We start from the raw sequence: 15,803 nt of genomic DNA on the forward strand, positions 1-15,803 counted from the left end.
TTATAGCCGTTTGAGTTCAAGCAGATTCAGGAGAAAAGGTTATGGAACGTTTTAACGAGTATCATTTAGACCCCCAGCAGTTCCCTTTCCTGAACCGACTGCAAGCAAACTGGCAAACGATTCGGGATGAATTTACATTTTTTAAGAAAACGGCTTCCGAGGAAGAGCTGCAGTTCGCCCATGAGGTGATGGGGCCAAAGAGTAAAACTGTGAAGACTAAAGGCAATGCCAGATACAGCGCCTTTGGCGTTCTCTTTCAAGGTCTTTTGATTGAAGACTATATTCAAACCCATCACATTTCATATCCCCAATATCCAGGGGAGAATGTGCCCCAAAAAGCACTTGAGTTAAGAGAAACGTATTTTCCTAAACTCACTGAGGCGATCGCAGCCACCAATTCCAGCTATGACAATATCCTCAGGAATGTCTATTTTGGGACGTTTCATCCAGGGCTGGATGTGAAACTGCATGTGAACTATAACCTGCACACGAATCGTGGTTACTTAGGATTAATCGTCCCAGAAGGAGATGTGGCGATGAAAATTTGCCATGACAAACTCTACTGGCATGAAGGTGAATTTCTGGTGTTAGACCACAGCTATCCCCACTGTCCCCATAACTACACGGAATACGAAAGAACGGTTCTGGTGGTTGATTTCTTCAAACCCAATCGACCCAGAAAAGACCTGATTCGGATGGAACAGGAATTCGTTGCGGAACGAATGCAGGAGAATCCCTACAGTCTAGGGGTGTTTGGCAAGAATGATCAAGTTCAAGCTGAAGATTTTATCAAGTATGGTTTGGCTCATCAGTTGGAATGGGATAAAGCATTGTAAGCTTAACGGTGAAGTTGTGCGGCGGCAGACAAGCTTGAACTCTCACCGACAACCTCTGTACCGTCCGCACCAACGCAGTGTTAGCCTGCGCCGCTACTATGACGCAACTGCAAAATCTGTGTACTGTCGCATCTTTGGCTCATGAAATGCCAATACAATATCCTCTCTAGGAACCCCTGCACTAACTAAATCAGTAGCGATACCGTCTTCAGTCCAATCCTCTTCAATCCAGAATTTACCATCCCTAATCCGCACATAGACTGTCATCCCAGTAACACGTTCTCCATTCTGCCAACCAAGATTCATCCATATATAGTGAGCTTTTGCCTCATCTACAATCAAAAAAGTCTCAATGTCTGGGTTAGGATGGCGGTTACTCAGTTCCACATACTCAGTCAGAATGCGCTTAATTAAATTTGAATACTCGATTAGTTTATCCATTGCACAATCTCCTCTATCTCTATGTCTACAACAATGATTGGAAGTTGATGTTTATTGAGAATGAGCTGAGTTACGTCCTGAGTAAAAAAGGTATTGTATGCAACGTTGCTGATAGCGATGTACAACTTACGATCTGGGGCTGTTTCCTCTAGAAGGTAGCGATAGATGTCATACTGACCGAGAGCCTCTTTCAAGTCTTGTATTTTTGATGCGCCAATAAAGCTTTTCACTTCCACAACTAGCTTCTGCCCATCTCGTTCAGCCGCTATAGGACATTCAGCACCAAGATCGGCGTACAGCACAGTTTTTCGATATTGAATGACGTAAGGGTCATCTGTAATCGACCAGCCATCTTTTATCAATGCGTTTTTTACCGCATTGTGGATGATGTCTAACTTGGGCATAGTTTAAGTATAAGTCAGCCTATTCTTGGTCAGAATATAACTCCAAATTAGTTTGCAAAGTATCAAGTCTAGGAGCGACCCACCTTTCGTGCCAGTAACTCACTCAATCTCTCTGAGTAAAACTTTTCCAAATTCAGTAGATCACAAACGTTACCCTGAGGCAGGAATAGAAACTACGTGGATGAGGGGAAAGCGACGCTCGATCGCATGGCGAAGAAACTCCAGCATCGTCTTTAACCGAAAGTACTCCTGATAGACCCGTCGTCCCCCCCGACGTGTAGCGCTCAGACGAGTCCACAAAAGCCACACCCAGAGGTTCACCAAGATAAAGGCCAACGCGACGAATAACAGACGTACCAGTGGATGCCGAGTGGTGGTGCGAATGCGACAGGCATTCTTAATGCGGTAACTGGTCTCAATGCCAAACCGGGCTCGGTAATGTTGGGGCAACTGTTGCGTGGCGACCTTGACCCGATAGACGACAAACAGCAAGTAGTGGATGCCGTGCTGGCGGCGAGTCCCCTTGCGATAGCGACAGACGACGGCCACCTGGCAGCTAACAGTGCCATAGTCCTGGCTCTTCAAGAGGTAGGGTGTTTGATAACTGCAACGCCCGTGGCAAAGGGCACGGGTGCCACCCTGTTTACCACGAATCACAACTGGCATGATGAATGGCATCCGGAGCGCTTGCAACCAGCGAATCACTGGGACGCTGTAGAAGCCTCGGTCTAAGTAGAGCCGCTCCACCTTCACCCGCAACGGAGTCAGTCTGGACAACAGATAGCTCAGGGTTGCCACCAGGGTTTCTCCTCGCGCAATCGCATGAATCGCCAGCGTAACTCGCTGATGCCGACGGATGACATAGACCGTGGCATAGGCGAAGAAGGTCGTGGTGCCCGCTTTGGCTTGAGACCGGTAGAGGTAGGGTCGCACCGTTTCCTCAGCTGCACCGTAGTACGGAATCAGGTGCAGGTCAATCGCCAGACGATGGCGATGATTGGCAATGCGTTCGGGTAGGCGACCCTGTAAGCCCGCATTCACCTGATCCTCCAGTTGGCTCATGTCGTCCAGCTTGTTGAGGTGGAAGCGAATGTCGTTACTGCTGGGCACTCCCTCCAAGACCTGACAGGTGGGCTCAATCGTATCGTGGCGACTCGCCGCCCATAGCAGAACACTGTAGATCTCCTGAGGGCTGTAGATGCCCTGAGTCTCCAATGGAATGCTTGCCAGCACATGTTCTAGGGCAGCATCCAGGGTCGCTTCATCCGTTAGCGTCAGCTCAGGGGATACTGAAGTAGGGTAGCTCTTCATGGCGAATTAGTTGAATTCTTCTAGCCTGAACCTACCCTTTTCCTCTGCTCATTGCTTCTCTAGCAAACATTTGTGATCTACTGAATTTTGCTGGATCACATCCCTGATAAGGGTATTATCCAGCATCTATCCTGTCACAACCTCAACCGCCCCGCCTGCTCGATCAAGTCAGGCAATCCATCCGGTTCAAATACTTCAGCCTCAAAACTGAGAAATCCTACGTTCACTCCATCCGCGATTTCATCCTGTTTCACAATAAGCGTCACCCAAAAGATATGGGAGTAGACGAAATTAGGGCTTACCGCTCCCATCTTGCAACCGATCGCCCCTTCCCTCGCCATTCCCTATCACCCATTACCGATTACCCATTACCGATTACCCAAATCCGATCGCCCCAACATCACCAGAACGATCGGATTTGAGAACGCAAAACGGATAACTTAAAGCGTCATCGATCGCTTATAGATGCGCAGAATCTCTCCCGGTGCTCTAGCAGTGGCTTGTTGAATCTGCCCATAGGGTAAAGGTCTAGACCAGTCTTCAACGCGACAAAAGCCACAATGATACAGACGCGCGATCGTAATTTCGACATCATCGGGTTGTCCAATGAACAGAATTTTCACCGATCGGCGGGCAGCGGAAATCGGACGATCGCCTACCGGAGGCAGACCGAATCGTTTGTCAGACATAAGTTGTGAATCTCCTTGTGTTCCAGGGTTTGAAGAAACCCTAGAGACAGGCTCCCAGCGTTGCAGACTGTGCGAGCCAAGGACTAAGAGTGCTATCATGCACCCTAGCCCGGACTAGCGGTCTTAGTCTGTGGTGAGGAGGTTGAGCGTATTGCTTGGTAGGCACGCTTGACCTCCGCTAGAGAATTCGTCTCTAGGTGATCCAGCCATCCTTCAGCTCAGAGCAACCCATAAGACAGCTATAGCTGAAAAGCGTAACATCAATCGATCGAGCAAATCAAGTCAAAATTGTTACGGTTCGATTGAGATCAAAGTAACTTAACAATCAGTCAAAGCTTTCGTACGGGTAGCCAGCACTGCCAACCGATCGCTACTGATACCCTCGATCGAGGTAGTAGAGGCGTTTGCAGTCCCATCAACCCGTCATCGGGCGATCGCTTGCTTAGTGCTGTCAGACAACCATCACCTCAAAAGATAAGTGCAAGAATATTGTGCAGAGCCAACTCACTTTAGATATGGAACACACTGCCATCACCGATACCTACCGGGCACTCGCCCTTCAGCTCACCTGCCATGCCATCAACCAGGCAACCGATCGCCAGGAAGCCCGCAACATGATGCACCAGGCGATCGCCCGCATTAGCTCCCAAATTGCTGCCAGTCTTGCCTTTATTGGGTCTGACTGTCGGTTGGTGGTGCTGCCCGAATATTTCCTGACTGGATTTCCGTTGGGGGAACCGTTTGCCGTGTGGACAGACAAAGTCTGTTTAGAAATGACGGGAGCAGAGTATGAGGCACTGGGGCAGATCGCGCAAAAGCATCGTATCTTTCTGGCAGGGAATGCCTACGAACTCGATCCGCACTTTCCCAAGCTGTACTTTCAAACCTGCTTTGTAATGGCTCCGAGTGGAGATGTCATTCTGCGTTATCGCCGGCTCAACTCGATGTTTGCGCCCACTCCCCATGATGTCTGGGATGACTATCTGGCGCATTACGGGCTAGAGGGCGTTTTTCCAGTGGCGAAGACGGAGATTGGCAATCTGGCGGCGATCGCCTCGGATGAAATCTTATTTCCAGAAGTGGCACGGTGTTTGATGATGCGCGGTGCGGAGGTGCTACTGCACTCTACCTCAGAGGTGTATGGCGGGCAGGCGCGATCGCCTAAAGACATCGCCAAGATCAGTCGGGCGATCGAAAACATGGCGTATGTCATCTCTGCTAATACCGCAGGCATTGCCCAAATTCCCATCCCGATCGCCTCTGCTGATGGAGGTTCTAAAATCATTGATTATCGGGGGCTGGTGTTAACTGAAACCGCTACGGGGGAAAGTATGGCCGCCTTTGCAGAAATTGATCTGGCAGCCCTGCGTCGCTACCGTCGTCGTCCTGGACTCACAAATTTGCTGGCTCGGCAGCGGTTTGAACTGTATGCGGAGAGTTACCGTCAGGCTCAGTTTTATCCCGCTAATACAATGCTCAATGGGGAAGTCGATCGCCAGCACTTTATGCAAACCCAGCAGCAGACCATTGAACACTTAGCCAATTTAGATGTGATTTAGGTCAGAATCGCCCTCATCCCTCCCCCTCTCTTAAAACACAATCCGTTGAATGCTGCGGATGGAGAAGTGACACAAAAATCTTGACAAATCGGGGCGTGGTCAACCATGCCCTTTTCTATGGCAGTTTTTAAGCATAAATATCTCCCTGCATCATGGACTCTCCCGTTACAAATAGTCCACTTCAGGGATAACTAGCTAGTGAAACGTCTAACCCCTCACCCCCATTCCCCACTCCCTCTAAACCATGTCACTGCCATTCATCTCCATCATCATTCCTACCTACGGTCGTGAATCCATTCTTTGTGAAACGATCGCCAATGTCCTGCAACAAACCTATGCCCACTACGAAGTGATTGTGGTGGATCAGACGGTGCAGCATTCACCAGAAACGCAGGCTTATCTGGATCAGATGGCAAAAGAGGGCAAGATTCGTTTATTTCAGGTGAACTGGGCGAGTTTGCCAGGGGCGCGAAATTTTGGCGTGCGGCGATCGCAGGGGGATGTCGTGCTGTTTTTGGATGACGATGTGCAGTTACCGCCCGGATGTTTGGCTGCCCATGCTCAGAATTATGTGGATCATCCTGAAATTGGCGCGGTAGCAGGACGAGTGTTCGATCGGATGAAGCTTGCCGATGCCATTCCCGGTTTGCAAATTGAATACTTACCCCCAGAAGCCATGAACCCTGGCATTGCCTGGTATCACATTGATCTCGTCCACACCACCAAACCGCAGCAAGTCCTGACTGCGCGAGGCTGTAATATGTCCTTCCGCCGCGACATTTTCACCCAACACGGCATTTGGTTTGATGAACGATTTCGAGGCAGTGCTGTTCGGGAAGAATCCGACTTTTGCCTGCGCGTTCGCAAAACAGGATACAAAATCTGGTACGACCCCGCTGCCCACCTGATCCATCTGGGTGAAGAAACCGGAGGCTGTCACGACATCAGCACGCGATCGCTGAAATACCAGATCACCTTCTACCACAACCATTTCCTGATGGCTCTGAAAAACCTCACCCCTTTCCAGATCCTCCGCCTCTCCGCCAAACTGTTCGACTGCCACGTTCTCGGACATCCCCCCTGCTTCAAAAGCCCCTCCCCGATCAAAATCGTCACCCGCGCCTGCTTTTACACCGTTGGATTTTTCAGCACCCTGGGAACGTTAGTAAAGTCTCTGTGGGATAACGGTCAGGTTTATAGCCAGTTGGAGCAAGGACTGAGTGCTGAGGACTGAGTGCTGAGTGCAATATTTCTCCCTCTTTGATTTGAGATGAGCATCTTGCCTGCCCAGTCAAACACTTCTGAGATTTCATCATCACTTCATACCTCCCTACTCCTCACTCTTCACTTCCATCTTTCAAGCCCTACCCTCAGTCCTCAGTCCTCAGTCCTCAGCACTCTCTCACTTTCCTATGAAACTTCTCATCGCCAGCCACACCTACATCGTTAACCTCAACTGCGAAAAGTTTCGCCTCATGGCATCCCTGAAGCCAGATATTGAAGTGACGATCGCCGTTCCGAAAAAGTGGCGACCGGGAGGGGTGCAGAATCAGACGATCGAGACTCGGTTTTGGCAGGATGGGTCGTTTCGGGTGGTTCCGGTGTCTAACCTGAGCCAGAACAATCAGGGGTTGCTGAGTTTTGGAGCGGAGATTATCCCGTTATTAAAAGAGTTTCGTCCAGATGTGATTCAGATGGAGCAGGGGGCAAAGTCGATCGGCTATGCTCAGTTGATTACGCTGAATCGGTTGCTGCGGTTGAATGCCAAAATGGTGTTCTTTACCTGGTGGAATTTGCCCTACACCTCTAAGTTTCCGGTGTCATGGCTGGAAGCCTATAACCTGCGTCATTCCAATGGCATTATTGCGGGAAATCAGGATGGAGCCGAAATTCTCCGCGATCATGGCTATCAGGGTGAGATAGAAGTGATGCCGCAGTTGGGGGTAGATGAACAGTTGTTTCGTCCGCAGCCGCAGCCAGAACTTGCGGCAAAGTTGGGCATTCAACCGGATGAATTTGTGGTGGGCTTTGTGGGGCGATTTGTCGAAGAGAAAGGACTCCTCACCCTCTGCGATGCCCTGGCTCAACTGAAAGCCGAAACCCATCGCCCCTGGAAATGGCTCCTCCTGGGTCGCGGTCCCCTAAAAGCAAAGTTGCTTGAACAGGCAGAGCAAGCCGGAATTGCCGATCGCCTGATTTGGGTGGAAAGTGTTCCCCATGATGATGTGCCCCGCTATATCAACTTAATGAACACCCTGGTTCTGCCCTCTCAAACCACCTACGGTTTCAAAACCCTGACGGCAGCAGGCTGGAAGGAACAATTCGGGCACGTTTTAATTGAAGCGATGGCCTGTCAGGTTCCGGTCATCGGCTCCGACTCTGGTGAAATTCCCCATGTGATCCAGGATGCCGGACTGATCTTCCCCGAAGGCAATGCCCCTGCCCTCAAAGACTGCCTCCTGCAATTGATTTCCCACCCCGATCGCGCCATTGAGCTTTCCAAACGCGGATACGATCGGGCCTTGACTCAATACACCAATCGGGCATTGGCTCAAAAACAAATGCAGTTTTATCGGAGATTGAGAGAGTCGGGAATCGGGAGTCGGGAGTAGGGGGCAAACCTGCTTTTTGATCAAGGAAATTTGCGATCGGCTTTAGCCAAAATTCCAGTGTTAACCAAATGTAGCCAAAATTCCAGTATTAGCCAAATTTAGCCAAAATTCCAGTGTATGAATGGGCGAGCAAGATGCCCACCCCACAAGAATTTTAATTTCCACTCCCTACCCTCTTCCTCACTCCCTGTACGGGCGAATCGCGATTCGCCCCTACCCTTTACTCCCCACTCCTCAGTCCTCAGTCCTCAGTCCTCAGTCCTCACTCCTCACCCCTATGCGTCTCCTCCAAATCGTCCCTTCCATTTCCCTAATCTACGGTGGCCCTAGCCAGATGGTGTTGGGCTTGTCAAAGGCGTTGGCATCCCAGGGGGCAGAGGTGACGATTCTGACGACAACTGCGAATGGAGATACGGGACAGGCTCCCCTGGATGTGCCGATCGATCGCCCGGTAGAGCAGGACGGCTACCAGATCCGCTATTTTCCCTGTTCCCCGTTTCGTCGCTATAAATTCTCGCTGGACTTATTGCGCTGGCTCTCGGCTCATGCAGATGAGTATGACCTGGCTCACATTCATGCTCTGTTTTCTCCCGTCAGTACGGCTGCTGCTACCGTTGCCCGTTCTAAAAATCTGCCCTACATTCTGCGTCCTTTAGGAACGCTCGATCCCGCCGACCTGAAAAAGAAACGCTATCTCAAACAGATTTACGCCGCACTATTTGAACGGGCTAATATTGCCGGAGCCGCTGCCCTCCACTTCACCAGCGATCAGGAAGCCAAAGTCTCCGATCGCTTCGGCGCACTTACCCGCGATCTGATCCTTCCGCTTGGTGTCAGCATCCCCACTCCACTCCCTCTAAGTGCGCATTGCAATGCGCCCCTACCTCTCTCTGTACGGACGAATTGCGATTCCTCCCTACCCCCTAAGCTCCTTTTCATGTCCCGCATTGATCCGAAAAAAGGACTCGATCTCCTTCTGCCGGCCCTGGAACAACTCTTGTCTGAAGGCTTACAGTTCAAGTTCATTCTCGCGGGAGGGAATCCCCAAGATCCGCACTACGAGAAGCAGATTCACGATCGCATCCAGTCTTCTCCCTTGAAGGATTCCACCACTATCACAGGATTCGTTTCGGGGGACGCAAAAACTGAGTTACTGCGATCGGCTGACCTGTTTGTGTTGCCGTCCTACTATGAAAATTTTGGGATTGCAGTGGCAGAGGCAATGGCGTCTGGGATTCCGGTGGTGGTTTCGGATCAGGTGCATATTTGGCAGGAAATTCAGCAGGCAGAGGCAGGATGGATCTGTAATTGCGATCGAACCAGCCTGACTAACCAGTTGAGAGTCGCCCTCCAAAGTGCTGAAGAACGGCAGCGACGGGGAGCCAATGCCAGAACTCACGCACTAGAACACTACAGTTGGGATGCGATCGCTCAACAAATGCTACTTGCCTATCAACAACTTTTGACTGCGGATTAGCGCGATCGGTTTTGTTCGCTCTTCTCAAATCCGAAAATCATTCGCTAGAATCAGAGGGCAGATAAATCGATCGGCATTTCTGGGCAAACTGCCCTATAATGAGAAACTGCAACAACGGGATGTAGCGCAGCTTGGTAGCGCGCCTGCTTTGGGAGCAGGATGCCGCAGGTTCAAATCCTGTCATCCCGACTTACGGAACGCGAACTGAATAATCTGGAATTCTTGTGGGGTGGGCATCTTGCCCGCCCAGTCGGTAACGTAAAACACTTTACAGGTTATTTAATTCACGATCCTTACTAAAAATCCACAGTCGTAGCGATCGTTTTGATCAATGATGATCACTACGAAATTAAATTGCTTGAAGCTATTGAATCAAGCTGAAAGCCGTCTGAGTTTCCAGACTTTGATTTCATGGTTTCGGCTGCTGCTGACAAGCGTTTTTCCATCTGGAGCAATGGCGATCGGCCCATGACCGGGAAGGACATACAGGCATTTCCACGATCGATCTTCATCCCTTTGCCAGAAGCGAATCGTGCCATCTTTACTGCCGCTGATCAACGTTCCGCCTTTGGGGCTAAATAAAACATCCGTAACGGGTTCTGAATGTCCCGTTAATACCGCCAGCAGTTCTCCCGTTTTCCAGTCCCATAGCCTCACGGTTCGATCGTTACTGCCACTGGCGATCGTCTGTCCATTGGGATGAATGGCGACAGCGTTCACGGCTCCGGTATGTCCCTGCAAAATCCGGGGTTTTGCCCAACTCATCAAATCCCAAATGCGAAGGGTGCGATCGGCACTGCCACTGATGATGGTGTTTCCATCTGGACTAACTGCAACTGAAAAAACGGTATCAGTATGCCCCTTCAGGGTACGTCTCAGCTTTTTGACAAATGAGCGATCGTCGTAATTCCAGATACGAATCGTTTGATCCGCACTACCGCTCACCAGGGTATTGCCGTTTGGGGTGAATGCCAGTGAGTAAACAAAGCTGCGATGGCTATGGGGTGTGCCTGATTCCAGGAAAGAATTGAGGAAGATTTTTGGATCGACTTTCCAATGGCTGATCACCTGATCCAACCCGCCATAAACCAGGGATTGTCCTTTCGGGTGAATTGCGACCGATAAAACAGGCTCTCGTCCTGCAATGGAAAATAATCTGTTTCCTGTTTTGATGTCGATCAGATAAACATGACAATCATCACCACCTACGATCGCCGTTTGACTATCTGGACTCATCGCAATTGAATTGATTGCACCCACCTGATGCTTCAAAGTGTGAGTGCAGAGCCAAACGTTTGAGGATGACACTTCAGATGAGGAGGCGATCGGCAAGTTCAGAGTTGCATTTGCTGGAATGGTTGTGGGCTGGATGGCAGTCATTCCAGTTTTATAAGCCTTCTGCCGCTGTGATTCTGCCTTGAGGCGATCGAGTTCATCTTCTGTTTCCAGGGCAATAAATTTCCGTTTGATATCGTTCCCGGTCAAAAGATCGTCTAGTTCAATGAGTGCAGCAATGTAGGCTTCTTGCCATGCGATTTTCTCTTCCATGCGGTCAAAAACCTGAGCCGGGGTTTCTTTCACTCCCTGATCCAGCATCTTCACCACCCCATAAATCCCCAGCCCAACCACACCCCCCAGGCTAGCCATTGCGCCCATCCCTAACCCAAACGCCCCAAAACTTCCTGCCACCCCAATGCCGCCGATCGTAGCGGATACCGTGGCTCCACCCACCATTCCCAACCCGATCGCCCCAAACGCAACCGGCTCGCCTTCACGAATTCCCTGAACGGTTCCATAGACGGCTGCTCCTGCAACTGCTCCTGTCCCAATGATTGGGATAGCACCAACAGCAACCCCACCCAAAGCACCCACCAGTCCAACATTGCCAATACTGATCGCCGTTGCAGTGCCTAAACCCGTACCTGCAAGAACGTAACCCATTCCATCTGGTAAAGTTTCAGCCATAGGTGCTTGTAAAATGCCTGTCAAATCTTCCCGCAATCTCAAAGCCTTTGTCGCTCAAGTCAGATATTACAAATGCATCCTCTGGCTGGATGCGATCGCGCTACACCGACACCGATTCTTCATCAACGGATGAATTGTCCCGAAAAGCACGATTTTCCCTCCGGACATGAATGTAGCGTTGCCAGATTTACGCCAATGCCCCTTGACCAAGACGGGTTCTTCAAGGAATAAAAGTAGTTTCGCGGGTAAAGAGAGTGCGTTATCTTCTGAGAACACTGCGTAGCAAAGACGACTGTGACCTTCAGCAACGAAACCACCGCCAACTATGATGATCCGTGGAAAGAAGCTCTGGAGCGATATTTTGAGGCATTTGTCGCATTTTTCTTTGGCGAAGCTCACGGCGACATTGACTGGTCACGCGGGTATGAGTTTTTGGACAAAGAATTCCAGCAAATCGTTCGCGCCGCCGAAACGGGCAAACGCTTTGTCGATAAACTGGTCAAGGTATGGCTGAAGGACGGTCAGGAATCCTGGTTGCTGTTGCACATCGAGATCCAGAGCCAGCCTGATACCGCCTTCGCCAAACGAATGTTCACCTACCACTATCGAATTTTCGATCGCTACGATCGGATTGTCGTCAGTCTGGCAGTACTGGGCGATGAACAATCCACTTGGCGACCGCAGGAATATTCCTATGGACGATGGGGTTGCGAGATGCACCTACGATTCCCGATCGTCAAACTTCTAGATTATGAGTGGGCAACTCTGGAAACCAGCGACAATCCCTTCGCTGTAGTTGTCATGGCACATCGCAAGACCCAGGATACTACCCGCAACGCTGAAGAACGCCTGCGATGGAAATTGCGCCTGATTAAGGGACTGTATGAGCGCGGCTTTACCCGGCAAGATATCGTAGAGTTATTCCGGTTATTGGACTGGATGATGCAGTTGCCAGAATCGCTAGAACTCTCTTTCCGTGAAGAACTCAAACAATTTGAGGAGGAAAATCGTATGCCCTATATCAGTAGTATCGAACGGCTGGGGCGGGAAGAAGGACGACAGGAGGGACGACAGGAGGGACGACAGGAGGGACGACAGGAAGAGCGGGAAGAAATTGTTCGTGCTCTGTTAGTTAGCCGATTTGGCGCGATCGATGAAGAGCTGATGACCGTTGTAACCCAACTTCTACAAATGCCCGTTGTTGAATTTGGCAGCGCACTGACGGCGATCGCATCGATGACGCGAGAAGAACTTGTCGAGTACTTCAAGGAATAGGGAAACAGATAGCAAAGCATCCTGGATTCGATAATTTTCAGGTTTCCCTTTTGCTGACTGGGCAGGCAAGATGCCCAACCCACAAGAATTTCAGATGGATCATCTGTAGGGGCGCACTGCTGTGCGCCCTTGTCCTGCCAGGATTTGCAATTTCTACCAATTAAATTGATGTTATTTGGTTTTCAATCAGCCGTTTGGATGGTTAAAACCTGGGGAGGAGTCGCATCGGGGGGGTAAAGGAAACTGACCTCAACCAGGCGATGACTTCCAGCAGGCATCGTCAAAATTGCCAGGGGATCACCCTGCTGTCCACGTCTTTGCACCAGATGGACATACCGGGTTTGGGGTAAGCCCCGATCGTCGTTGTAGCGCACTCGGACGGTTCCCCGGAAGAAAGTAGGGTTGGGTAGGGGATCAAAGAAGCGGAGACCGTTTTGGGAGAGTTCGTCTTCTTTGATCGGTGTTTCAAGGGCAACTGTAACCGTTTGGGTCTGGTTCGTTGGATTATGCAGGGGTAGGGAAAGATTATATTCGATACCGTAATTGCCGTGAGCTTGATACGCCGTATCGGGATAGCGCACCAATAGGGGAGCCGTCTGAACTTGCCCCGTACCGAGCCGTCCTGCAACGAGGGTACTCAGACCATAGGAGAAAGCCTCCCCCGCAGCGGGAATGGTTAACTCCATCCCATCGGGCTGATCCGTGAGTTGAGCCTGCCAGATGGAACCCTGCGCCACGCCAGCGACCCGCCCGTAGATGATTTGACCACCGACTTGATCGATCGGGGTTGGAGTGCGATCGCGCTCTCCCGCCAGTTCTCCCGTTTCCAGAATTGCCTGCCAGTCTTCCAGGGTCGGAGCCACTTCTTCTCCGTTTATCTCTTGTCCTCGGAGTGCCAGACTCGCCGCGTAGACCGTGCCATCGCTCCGCAACCGCATCATCGTAGAACGACCATTTAACGGTGGATCTAAGGTGCGAACCGAGATTGGCAAGTTCATCAACATCTGATATTGTCCCGGTTCAACCACTACCTGAGCCGGAAAATCAGCCTGTCGCTGTCCTCGCAGAATTTCGCCCATGACGCGGCTGCCTGGTTCAGCAAACACTGTCCCGGTCTGGTTATCGGCGATCGACGGCAGGGTAATGAAGGGAGCATCGGGCTGGCTGAGGTAGCTGGCAGCTTGCAACAGATGAACCGTAACGGGACGATCGCCTGGATTGTAGAGAATGATCCCGACATACAGGCTGGTCAAATCTTCAGGAGAAGGAGCCTGGTAAACGTGGTGAGCAAACACATCAAACCGTCCGTTGAAGGGAAAGTTGAGATGGGCATCTGGCGTTTGTTTGCCCTCTGGCGGAAAGGTGGAAAGTAAAATTCCTTCTGTTGTCACTCGCTCCGGGCTGTTGCTGTTGAACACTGGAACCGGATCGAGTTGTCCGGGGAGCGGACGCACCTCCTGAGGGCGAACAATTTCTTGGGGTTCAGGGGCAGGGGGCGTGGGCATGGATTGAGCCAGGGTCAACAGGGAAAGCAGAGCAAACATAGGGTTGGAATGCGATCGAACATGAACTAACAAAACTCAAGACTGACTCCGCAACTCGGAGGTTTCAGCCAAAACCATCTTACTTGCGAATCGTGAAAGGATTCGGATTCTTGCCCGAATTTGAGGCAGTGTTCGATTAAATTCCTACCTCGAACTCCTGCACTGCTGCCGCAATATCCGTTTCAGCCATCAAAATACAGCGTTTGAACCGATCGACATCCAGTTGATTTAATCCCGGTAGTTCACTGCGATCGATTGACTCGTAGTCCTCTGCTCGCAGGTGATAGAGCTTCAGTGATCCATCCTCCCACAACCAGACTTCCGGCACCCCAAGGGCTTTGTAACGCGCCAACTTGTTCATCCCACCACTGCTAAAAATGACTTCGATCGCCAGATCGGGAATCGGTTTGGACTCGCCAATGCAATAGGATTGATCCGCCTGGGCAGATGCTTCTCCCTGTTTCTCCTGGGTTTTTGCCCCTGTTGGCTTAAACCGAATGCCTTGCCGCACCAAAAAGTTGGTTAAGAAAAATCCAATCATGTGAGCAAAAAACTCGTGATCTTCACCGGGCATCAGAATTTCAATCGTTCCATCGTAATAAGCAAGTCGTATTCCTGGAGAGTCTTCTGAAGCTTGCTGGATCAGCTTGAATTTCTCCCAGGAACCCTGGAGCAGAATACATTGGTCGATCGGTTTTTGAGTGGCTTGTGGCATTACTCTCAGGGTGAATAGATTACAGTCCCTTCTACTGTCCTGATTTTTCTATAGCATGAAGTGATTTTACTCAAGTCGATCGCCCATCATCCTCAAGACTTTCCCGATACTTTTGATTTGATTTGCCACAATCAAAGTGTAGGGGTTTACCTCTGGCGAGGGCATGCAGGAAAAATCACCCATGCGTTTGTCCAGCGTAAACCATTCAACGATCGCGCAGGTAGGACAAGAATGGGAGCTTTCATTGTCATCATGCTGGTGGTTGGGGTCGTGTGCTTCTGGTTCATACGAGTTCAACGCAAACTGGAATGGGTCGATCGCCATGATTTGATCTATGTAGACGGCGCAGAACGGCGATATCCTAACTTACCAATGGGGAGTTACGGAATTCCGATTCGTTCCAGGGATGCTGATGGATATAAGCGGGTGCAGGTGGTCTTTCCGCGTCTGACGGAAGATGGCGACATGGAGTACATTTACTCCTGGCACGATTTAGGCAGCATTGAACTGGCCAAATCAAGGGAGTCGGATGCTCCTGCCCTGTTCTCCTCGTCGGCCAACGTTGCCCCTGTGATTCAAGAACATTTGCAAATCGAAGCGGAAATCGATCGGCTGCTGCACGAACGCCACAAGGTTCATGACCTGGCTCGTATTCTCTCTACCTCCGAGTTTTACGCCAAGCAAGCGGAAATTTACGATCGGGCTCTGGATCAAATCGAAAATCTGCTGGATAAAGCCAGGGAACTGGAGCATATCTATGTCCGGATCATTCGGGAAACGTTGATTGGGCTGCAAGTCTCCCGGTACGAGCCGGATGATATTCCTGGTGATATGGTGAGTTTTGATGCTCAGTATCAGCACCTCAAAGCGGAATATCTGCGCATGAAGGATACGGCAACTGCCTACGATGAGTTGATGCACCAACAGTCTTCTCTGCAATCCCCTTCCAAACCTTCTCCTCGCAAGAATTAACTC

At 50.5% G+C, this 15,803-nt stretch carries 15 protein-coding genes, 1 tRNA gene and 1 pseudogene; 10 read left to right on the forward strand and 7 right to left on the reverse strand.

Features of this window, described 5'->3' with window-relative positions; all coding sequences use genetic code 11:
- Positions 1-41: 41 nt before the first annotated feature.
- Positions 42-836, forward strand: coding sequence for an aspartyl/asparaginyl beta-hydroxylase domain-containing protein (locus tag ACM1PF_RS31310; RefSeq protein ID WP_416670355.1), 795 nt, complete (start codon positions 42-44; stop codon positions 834-836).
- A 96-nt stretch (positions 837-932) separates the two neighbouring features.
- Here ACM1PF_RS31310 and ACM1PF_RS31315 read toward each other — a convergent pair whose 3' ends face one another.
- The 3 genes from ACM1PF_RS31315 to ACM1PF_RS31325 form a co-directional block, all read right to left on the reverse strand.
- Positions 933-1,277 (reverse strand): XisI protein, encoded by a 345-nt coding sequence (locus ACM1PF_RS31315; RefSeq protein ID WP_068509831.1) that lies wholly within the window; start codon positions 1,275-1,277, stop codon positions 933-935.
- On the reverse strand, positions 1,265-1,681 hold the full coding sequence (locus ACM1PF_RS31320) for an element excision factor XisH family protein (protein WP_416670356.1): 417 nt from the start codon (positions 1,679-1,681) through the stop codon (positions 1,265-1,267). Before ACM1PF_RS31320 ends, ACM1PF_RS31315 begins: the two co-directional genes overlap by 13 nt.
- 150 nt (positions 1,682-1,831) lie before the next feature.
- Complete coding sequence (locus ACM1PF_RS31325) at positions 1,832-2,992, reverse strand: ISH3 family transposase (RefSeq protein WP_416670357.1); 1,161 nt, start codon at positions 2,990-2,992, stop codon at positions 1,832-1,834.
- 179 nt (positions 2,993-3,171) lie between these two features.
- Between ACM1PF_RS31325 and ACM1PF_RS31330 the strand changes: the two are divergent.
- Positions 3,172-3,258 (forward strand): annotated as a pseudogene (locus ACM1PF_RS31330) (hypothetical protein); the annotation flags it as partial.
- 9 nt (positions 3,259-3,267) lie between these two features.
- A complete protein-coding gene (locus tag ACM1PF_RS31335; protein ID WP_416670358.1) occupies positions 3,268-3,414 on the forward strand; it encodes a hypothetical protein in 147 nt (48 codons plus the stop codon).
- Between the two features lie 18 nt (positions 3,415-3,432).
- On the opposite strand, the gene ACM1PF_RS31340 is transcribed toward ACM1PF_RS31335, so the two are convergent.
- Positions 3,433-3,681 (reverse strand): hypothetical protein, encoded by a 249-nt coding sequence (locus ACM1PF_RS31340; RefSeq protein WP_416670359.1) that lies wholly within the window; start codon positions 3,679-3,681, stop codon positions 3,433-3,435.
- A gap of 515 nt (positions 3,682-4,196) precedes the next feature.
- Here ACM1PF_RS31340 and ACM1PF_RS31345 point away from each other — a divergent pair.
- The 5 genes from ACM1PF_RS31345 to ACM1PF_RS31365 all read left to right on the forward strand — a co-directional run bounded on the left by ACM1PF_RS31345 (position 4,197) and on the right by ACM1PF_RS31365 (position 9,518).
- A complete protein-coding gene (locus tag ACM1PF_RS31345; protein ID WP_416676889.1) occupies positions 4,197-5,240 on the forward strand; it encodes a nitrilase-related carbon-nitrogen hydrolase in 1,044 nt (347 codons plus the stop codon).
- 244 nt (positions 5,241-5,484) lie between these two features.
- Positions 5,485-6,474 carry a hormogonium polysaccharide biosynthesis glycosyltransferase HpsN gene (hpsN, locus tag ACM1PF_RS31350; RefSeq protein WP_416670360.1) on the forward strand — a complete coding sequence of 330 codons (990 nt, stop codon included), beginning with the start codon at positions 5,485-5,487 and terminating at the stop codon, positions 6,472-6,474.
- 178 nt (positions 6,475-6,652) lie between these two features.
- The gene (gene hpsO / locus ACM1PF_RS31355; RefSeq protein WP_416670361.1) at positions 6,653-7,852 is read left to right on the forward strand and encodes a hormogonium polysaccharide biosynthesis glycosyltransferase HpsO; all 1,200 of its coding nucleotides are present in this window, start codon (positions 6,653-6,655) and stop codon (positions 7,850-7,852) included.
- 277 nt (positions 7,853-8,129) lie between these two features.
- Positions 8,130-9,329, forward strand: coding sequence for a hormogonium polysaccharide biosynthesis glycosyltransferase HpsP (hpsP, locus tag ACM1PF_RS31360; RefSeq protein ID WP_416670362.1), 1,200 nt, complete (start codon positions 8,130-8,132; stop codon positions 9,327-9,329).
- A 115-nt stretch (positions 9,330-9,444) separates the two neighbouring features.
- Positions 9,445-9,518, forward strand: a tRNA-Pro gene (locus tag ACM1PF_RS31365).
- Positions 9,519-9,701: 183 nt separating this feature from the next.
- Here ACM1PF_RS31365 and ACM1PF_RS31370 read toward each other — a convergent pair.
- On the reverse strand, positions 9,702-11,294 hold the full coding sequence (locus ACM1PF_RS31370; RefSeq protein ID WP_416670363.1) for a hypothetical protein: 1,593 nt from the start codon (positions 11,292-11,294) through the stop codon (positions 9,702-9,704).
- 294 nt (positions 11,295-11,588) lie between these two features.
- Here ACM1PF_RS31370 and ACM1PF_RS31375 point away from each other — a divergent pair, with 294 nt between their 5' ends.
- Positions 11,589-12,569, forward strand: coding sequence for a transposase (locus ACM1PF_RS31375; RefSeq protein ID WP_416670364.1), 981 nt, complete (start codon positions 11,589-11,591; stop codon positions 12,567-12,569).
- Positions 12,570-12,751: 182 nt separating this feature from the next.
- Here the strand turns inward: ACM1PF_RS31375 and ACM1PF_RS31380 are convergent, their stop codons facing one another.
- Entirely contained in the window at positions 12,752-14,113 is a 1,362-nt protein-coding gene (locus tag ACM1PF_RS31380) for a DUF3370 domain-containing protein (RefSeq protein ID WP_416670365.1), read from the reverse strand.
- Positions 14,114-14,249: 136 nt separating this feature from the next.
- Positions 14,250-14,828, reverse strand: a complete 579-nt coding sequence (locus ACM1PF_RS31385) for a Uma2 family endonuclease (RefSeq protein ID WP_416670366.1) — start codon at positions 14,826-14,828, stop codon at positions 14,250-14,252.
- Between the two features lie 60 nt (positions 14,829-14,888).
- Here ACM1PF_RS31385 and ACM1PF_RS31390 point away from each other — a divergent pair, with 60 nt between their 5' ends.
- Positions 14,889-15,800, forward strand: coding sequence for a hypothetical protein (locus ACM1PF_RS31390; protein ID WP_416670367.1), 912 nt, complete (start codon positions 14,889-14,891; stop codon positions 15,798-15,800).
- The last annotated feature ends 3 nt before the right edge of the window (positions 15,801-15,803 follow it).

It is taken from the genome of Egbenema bharatensis FJBBOT/2019 (assembly GCF_048077055.1).
Taxonomy (GTDB): Bacteria; Cyanobacteriota; Cyanobacteriia; order Elainellales; family Elainellaceae; genus Egbenema; species Egbenema bharatensis.